The organism is Streptomyces sp. URMC 129 (assembly GCF_051386415.1).
Classification (GTDB): Bacteria; Actinomycetota; Actinomycetes; order Streptomycetales; family Streptomycetaceae; genus Streptomyces.
In genome coordinates this window covers 1-5,421 of record NZ_JBPQTQ010000214.1, presented here as the reverse complement: position 1 = coordinate 5,421, position 5,421 = coordinate 1, and the positions used below count along the sequence as shown (strand labels likewise).

7 protein-coding genes are annotated in these 5,421 nt (G+C 71.7%); 3 read left to right on the top strand and 4 right to left on the bottom strand.

The genetic code is table 11. The features are described from left to right. Window positions 1–301: 301 nt before the first annotated feature. Window positions 302–973 (bottom strand): DNA-3-methyladenine glycosylase, encoded by a 672-nt coding sequence (locus ACSNOC_RS26865; RefSeq protein WP_436750173.1) that lies wholly within the window; start codon window positions 971–973, stop codon window positions 302–304. A gap of 90 nt (window positions 974–1,063) precedes the next feature. On the opposite strand from ACSNOC_RS26865, the gene ACSNOC_RS26860 reads away from it, so the two are divergent. Together ACSNOC_RS26860 and ACSNOC_RS26855 are read left to right on the top strand one after the other, a co-directional pair. Next, window positions 1,064–1,603, top strand: coding sequence for a YbhB/YbcL family Raf kinase inhibitor-like protein (locus tag ACSNOC_RS26860; RefSeq protein ID WP_436750172.1), 540 nt, complete (start codon window positions 1,064–1,066; stop codon window positions 1,601–1,603). 138 nt (window positions 1,604–1,741) lie between these two features. Then, window positions 1,742–2,260: an HNH endonuclease gene (locus ACSNOC_RS26855; protein ID WP_436750171.1), complete on the top strand. Its 519-nt coding sequence runs from the start codon at window positions 1,742–1,744 to the stop codon at window positions 2,258–2,260. A gap of 94 nt (window positions 2,261–2,354) precedes the next feature. Here ACSNOC_RS26855 and ACSNOC_RS26850 read toward each other — a convergent pair whose 3' ends face one another. From ACSNOC_RS26850 to ACSNOC_RS26840, 3 genes are read right to left on the bottom strand one after another with little or no spacing between them, the layout of a single operon-like run. Next, window positions 2,355–3,320, bottom strand: a complete 966-nt coding sequence (locus ACSNOC_RS26850; protein ID WP_436750170.1) for an SPFH domain-containing protein — start codon at window positions 3,318–3,320, stop codon at window positions 2,355–2,357. A gap of 58 nt (window positions 3,321–3,378) precedes the next feature. Next, a complete protein-coding gene (locus tag ACSNOC_RS26845; RefSeq protein WP_436750169.1) occupies window positions 3,379–3,801 on the bottom strand; it encodes an NfeD family protein in 423 nt (140 codons plus the stop codon). Window positions 3,802–3,857: 56 nt separating this feature from the next. Continuing rightward, complete coding sequence (locus ACSNOC_RS26840; RefSeq protein ID WP_436750168.1) at window positions 3,858–4,649, bottom strand: ABC transporter ATP-binding protein; 792 nt, start codon at window positions 4,647–4,649, stop codon at window positions 3,858–3,860. A gap of 128 nt (window positions 4,650–4,777) precedes the next feature. On the opposite strand from ACSNOC_RS26840, the gene ACSNOC_RS26835 reads away from it, so the two are divergent. After that, window positions 4,778–5,421, top strand: a 644-nt coding sequence (locus tag ACSNOC_RS26835) for a hypothetical protein (protein WP_436750167.1), incomplete at its 3' end; no start/stop codon positions are given.

The following is a 5,421-nucleotide window of genomic DNA, read 5'->3' as shown; positions in this document are numbered from 1 at the left end:
AACATGATCTTGCAAATAGTCTGGCATTGACTTTTGGCACGCTGTTGAGTTCTCAAGGAACGGACGCTTCCTTCAGACCCCTCTCAGGATCCCCCGGGCGCTTCCCTTCGCTGTGTCCACCATATTAGCCGACTTCCGAGCCGGATTCCTAATCGGCTCTTCCGCGCGTCCTTTTCGGCGCACCCAAAAGGACCCCGGATCGGGAGGTCTTCGCTGTGATGGTGGTCCGCCTGCGGGCCACGTCCAGCTCGTCTTTCGACCGCTGTGATTCTGTGTTCCGCCTCAGGCGACTCGACCTACGTTACGACTTCGCCACCGGCGCGTCAAGTCGGGTCCTCTTGCGCTTCCCCTGGTGTGCCCTGTAGGGGCTCACCGTGGGGTCCTCGGCGATCCAGAAGCGCCACGGACGGGTCGCTCCGTCGCCGCCGACGCCCGTGCGCGGACCTGTCCTGATCGACCGCTCCGGGACCGGCGTGCCGTGCAGGATGCGCAGGTGCGCGTCCTGGGCCGGGCCGCAGATGTCCTCACCGTCAAGAGTACGGTCCACGTCAAGTGCCGTGGCGAGCCGTGCGGGGCCCCTGGCCAGCTCGGCGTCGGTGCGCGCCGCGGGCCGCCGGGCGCGGGCCAGGGCGGTGCCGGTCAGGATCTCCCCGGCGCGCACCAGGACGGCGGAGGCGTGGCCGGGCGGGCCGCAGACGAGGTTCATGCAGTGCCACATCCCGTAGGTGAAGTAGACGTAGACGTGGCCCGGCGGTCCGTACATCGAGGCGTTCCGCGCGGTCCGGCCGCGGAAGGCGTGGGAGCCGGGGTCGGCCTCCCCCGCGTAGGCCTCGACCTCCGTGAGGCGCAGGGCGATCTCGCCGTCCGGCAGGGTCCGCACCAGGGTGCGGCCGAGGAGGTCGGGGGCGACCTCCAGGACGGGGCGGTCGAAGAAGTCGCGGGGCAACGGCCTCCCCGCCGGCTCCTGTTCCACGTCGGTGTCCCCTCCCGGTCCTGGTCCGGTCCTCGTCCGGAGCTGACTAGGCTAACGCCGGCAGCGATGTACTCGACGAGGAGGATCCGAATGTCCGAGCTCCGGCGGCGCCCGCTCCCCCACGATTTCCACCCGCCGGTGGCGTCGTTCTCCGTGGTCAGCGACGACGTGACGGACGGCGCGCCGCTCAAGGACGACCAGGTGTTCGCCGCGGGCAACGTCTCGCCGCACCTGCGCTGGTCCGGCTTCCCGGAGGGGACCAGGAGCTTCGCCGTCACGTGCTTCGACCCGGACGCGCCGACCGGCAGCGGCTTCTGGCACTGGGTGCTGTTCGACATCCCGGCCACCGTGACCGAGCTGCCCGCCGGGGCGGGCAGCGGCGGGATGGCGGGGCTTCCGGCCGGGGCGGTGCACGTGCGCAACGACTACGGGACGCGTGACTTCGGCGGCGCCGCGCCGCCGCCCGGTGACGGGCCGCACCGGTACGTCTTCACCGTGTACGCGGTGGACGCGGACCGGCTGGGTCCGGACGAGAACGCCACCCCCGCGCAGGTGGGCTTCATGCTGCGCTTCCACGCCATCGGGCGGGCGCAGGTGATCGGCGAGTACGAGAACCCGGCCGCGGGCTGATCGTTCCCCCGTCCGTCCCGTTCCGTTCGCCGGGTCTTCGTCTCGGACCTGGGAAATTGCATTGTCCGCCCGGCGGGCCGGGGGCACAGTGGTGCCAGCCCGCCACGGGGCGCGGCGGCGAACCGGGAGGTGGGCGGGATGCGGCAGACCCTGGTGCTCAACGCGAGCTACGAACCGCTGTCGACGGTGTCCCTGCGGCGGGCCGTGGTGCTGGTGATCCAGCACAAGGCCGTCGTGGAGCACGCGCACCCGGGGCTGCGGGTGCGGGCGGCGGCGGTGGATCTGCCGGTGCCGCAGGTGATCCGGCTGCGGCGGTTCGTGAAGGTGCCGTTCCGACAACGGGCCCCGTGGTCGCGGCGGGGCGTCCTGGTGCGGGACCGGCACCGGTGCGCGTACTGCGGTCGCCGGGCGACCACGATCGACCACGTGGTGCCCCGTTCGCAGGGCGGCGGGGACACATGGCTGAACACGGTGGCGGCGTGTGCGGAGGACAACCACCGCAAGGCGGACCGGACGCCCGCGCAGGCGGGGATGCGGCTGCTCGCGCCGCCGTTCGAGCCGACGCCGGCCGACGCGCTGCTGCTGGCGGTGGGCGCCCAGGGCGCGGACGCGCTGCCGGACTGGCTGGTGCTGCCGAAGGCCGCGGCATCGGCGTGAGGGACTGAGACGAGAAGCGAGCACGGAACGCGAACGGGCATCGCCCGCTCCCGGGAGCCGGGGGCGGGCGATGTGCTGTCGCGGGAGGGCCGTGTCACTCGATGCGGGGCTGCTCGCGGGGGGCCGGGGGCTTGGTGAGCGGCGAGGCGCCGCCGCTGGGGTCGGCGCCGCCGTTGCCGCCGTTGGGGCCGCCCGCGTACTTGCCGAGGGTGCCGCCGATGCCCTTGAGGGCGTCGCCGAGCTCGCTGGGCACGATCCAGAGCTTGTTGGCGTCGCCCTCGGCGATCTTCGGGAGCATCTGCATGTACTGGTAGGCCAGCAGCTTCTGGTCGGCGTCGCCGGCGTGGATGGCCTCGAAGACGGTGCGGATGGCCTGGGCCTCGCCCTCGGCGCGGAGCGCGGCGGCCTTGGCGTCGCCCTCGGCGCGCAGGATCTCGGACTGCTTGGCGCCCTCGGCCTGGAGGATCTCGGACTGCCGGACACCCTCGGCCTGGAGGATCGCGGCGCGCTTGTCACGGTCGGCCCGCATCTGCTTCTCCATCGAGTCCTGGATGGAGGTCGGGGGCTCGATGGCCTTGAGCTCGACGCGGTTGACGCGGATGCCCCACTTGCCGGTGGCCTCGTCGAGGACGCCGCGCAGGGCCGCGTTGATCTCCTCGCGGGAGGTCAGGGTCCGCTCCAGGTCCATGCCGCCGATGATGTTCCGCAGGGTGGTCACCGTGAGCTGCTCGATGGCCTGGATGTAGTTGGACACCTCGTAGGTCGCGGCGCGCGCGTCGGTCACCTGGTAGTAGATGACGGTGTCGATGTTCACCACCAGGTTGTCCTGGGTGATGACCGGCTGGGGCGGGAAGGGCACGACCTGCTCGCGGAGGTCGATGCGGTTGCGGATGCGGTCGATGAACGGGACGACGATGTTGAGGCCGGCGTTCAGGGTGCGGGTGTAGCGGCCGAAACGCTCGACGATGGCGGCGCTGGCTTGCTGGATCACCTGGATGGTCTGGACGAGCGCGATGACGACCAGCACCACCAGGATGACCAGCACGATGATGATGGCCATCGTGTACTCCCCCTGCTCCTAGACGAGTTGGACTATTTTCGGTGACGCGACCGGGCCATCACATCACGACGGCGGTCGCCCCGTCGATTTCGACGACGCTGACCTGGCTCCCGGGCTCGTAGGAGTCGTCCTCCCCCAGCGCGCGGGCCGACCACACCTCTCCGGCGAGCTTGATCCGTCCGCTGGTGGCGTCGACCCGCTCCAGCACGACGGCCGACTTGCCCATGAGGGCGTCGGAACCCGATCTCAGGGCCGGGGGCTGGGTGCGGGCGCGCCGGGCGATCGGCTGGACGGCGAGGATGAGGGCCGTGGACACGGCGGCGAACACGACCACCTGGATCACCAGGCTGTCGGTCAGGCCGGCCGTGAGGGCGGCGGCGACGCCGCCCCCGGCGAGCATGCCCAGCTCCGGCATGGCGGTCAGGACGAGAGCGATCGCGAATCCTCCGGCGGCGATCAGCCACCACATCCAAAAGTCCACAAACTCATGGTAGATCGGCGGGCGCTCCCCCGAACAGGGCCGGAACGGAAGGGCTGTCAGCCCAGCGGCAGGCCGTGCGCGGTCCAACGGTCCCCGTGGCGCTCCACGATGAGGGGCAGTCCGAAGCAGTGGGAGAGGTTGGCCGAGGTGAGCACGGAGTCGACGGGCCCGGCGGCCAGGATCCGGCCCTGTCTGATGAGCAGGACGTGGGTGAAGCCGGGGGCGATCTCCTCGACGTGGTGGGTGACCATGACCATCGAGGGCGCGTAGGGGTCGCGGGCGAGGCGGCCGAGGCGGCGCACGAGGTCCTCGCGGCCACCGAGGTCGAGGCCGGCGGCCGGCTCGTCGAGAAGCAGCAGCTCGGGGTCGGTCATCATGGCGCGGGCGATCTGGGTCCGCTTGCGCTCGCCCTCCGAGAGGGTGCCGAAGCGCCGGTCGAGGTACTCGCTCATGCCGAGGCGGTCGAGGAAGGCTCGGGCGCGCTGCTCGTCCACGTCGTCGTACTTCTCCTGCCAGCCGGCGGTCATGCCGTAGGCGGCGGTGAGGACGGTCTGCAGGACGGTCTGCCGGCGGGACAGCTTGTCGGCGAGGGCGCTGCTGGCCATGCCGATGCGGGGGCGGAGCTCGAAGACGTCGACGGCGCCGAGCTTCTCGCCGAGGATCTGGACGGTGCCGGAGGTGGGGAAGAGGTAGCTGGAGGCGATGTTCAGGAGGGTCGTCTTGCCGGCGCCGTTGGGGCCGAGGATGACCCAGCGTTCTCCCTCGGCGACGGCCCAGGAGACCTTGTCCACCAGAGACCGGCCTTCGCGGACCACGGATACGTCCACCAGCTCCAGTACATCGCTCATGCGCGCGGTTTCTCCCCTTGCGGTCGCCGTTTTCGGTGCCAGTGGGCCCCATGTCAAAACCTACGCCACTGTCCGCCCTCATCGGTCGTCAGGAGGCTTGTTGGGCTCACTTCCCTAAGGTAGAGGTCATGCTGGATGAACCTCGTGCGGGGCGGCTGGCCGCCTGGGGCAATGCGCTGTTCGCCGGACTCGTCGCACCGGACGACGCGGCGTCGAGGGTGGTGGGCGACGACACCGTGCACCGGGTGGCGGGGCTGCCGGGTGAGCCGGGTCAGGTGGGGCTGACGCTGGCGCTGGGGCGGCTGCGGTCGTCGGGCGTGGTGGGGCTGCGGATCGCGCTGCCGATGCCCGGGCATCCGCTGGGGCTGTGCGGTCCGCCGGAGTTCAACGTGGCGGCGCTGGCGGCCGGGGAGGCGGTGCTGGCGACCGGTCCCGGTGCGGCGGTGGGGCTGGTGCCGGAGGTGAGCGAGGCCGGTCCGGCCGGGGACGTGATCACGGAGGTGCTGTGGCGGTGTCTGCCGGTGCGGCAGGGGCCGCCGGCGGACGTGCCGTCGCTGGGCGAGGCCGAGCGGGAGCTGGCCGAGGTGCTGCGGGACGCGACGGAGGCGCTGGCGCGGCTGGACGTGGCGAGCGCCGGGCCGATGGCGCGGGCGCGGCTGGAGGCCTACCGGGCGCGGATGGAGCGGGGGCGGCAGGTGCTGGCGCCGGGGTATCCGCCGCGGGCGGTGCGGGTGCTGGAGCTGGCGCAGCGGGTGGGGGCGCTGGTGGGGAT

Bases quoted from the DNA above. Each gene is read 5' to 3' on its own strand.
- ACSNOC_RS26860 (WP_436750172.1), top strand. From the start codon at position 1,064: ATGTCCGAGCTCCGGCGGCGCCCGCTCCCCCACGATTTCCACCCGCCG.
- ACSNOC_RS26855 (WP_436750171.1), top strand. From the start codon at position 1,742: ATGCGGCAGACCCTGGTGCTCAACGCGAGCTACGAACCGCTGTCGACG.
- ACSNOC_RS26850 (WP_436750170.1), bottom strand. From the start codon at position 3,320: ATGGCCATCATCATCGTGCTGGTCATCCTGGTGGTGCTGGTCGTCATC.
- ACSNOC_RS26840 (WP_436750168.1), bottom strand. From the start codon at position 4,649: ATGAGCGATGTACTGGAGCTGGTGGACGTATCCGTGGTCCGCGAAGGC.